Genomic DNA, 318 nt, shown 5'->3' with positions numbered 1-318 from the left:
CCCAGCCCCGGGATGAGCACGCCCCGAGCCCACCACAGGAGCACAACCAACCATGAGCACCCTCACCGGCTGGTGCATAACCAAAAACTGCGACACCTGTCAAGCCCCGGGTTTTGTGGAGACGTTTTTAGCTGGGATTTGTGAGTAGTTCCTGGATTGGTTTCCCGATGTGGGACAGCTCGTATTCGGCAGGCGGGACATAGCCGATTTCGCCGTGCAGGCGCCGGTGGTTGAACCAGTCGATGTACTCGGCGACGGCGACCTCGAGGTGGCCGATGTCCCGCCAGGGGCCTTTGTTGCGCACGAGCTCGGCCTTGA

The 318-nt window shown here is 61.3% G+C and carries 1 protein-coding gene; it reads right to left on the bottom strand.

From position 1 onward, the window contains the following. Window positions 1-127: 127 nt before the first annotated feature. Window positions 128-318, bottom strand: a 191-nt coding sequence (locus AC5RWU_RS24750; RefSeq protein ID WP_493986802.1) for an IS3 family transposase, incomplete at its 5' end; no start/stop codon positions are given.

It is taken from the genome of Arthrobacter sp. B0427-1-12, assembly GCF_059092905.1.
Note: the sequence above shows the minus strand (reverse complement) of the source record. Positions and strands in the feature narration are given on the sequence as shown.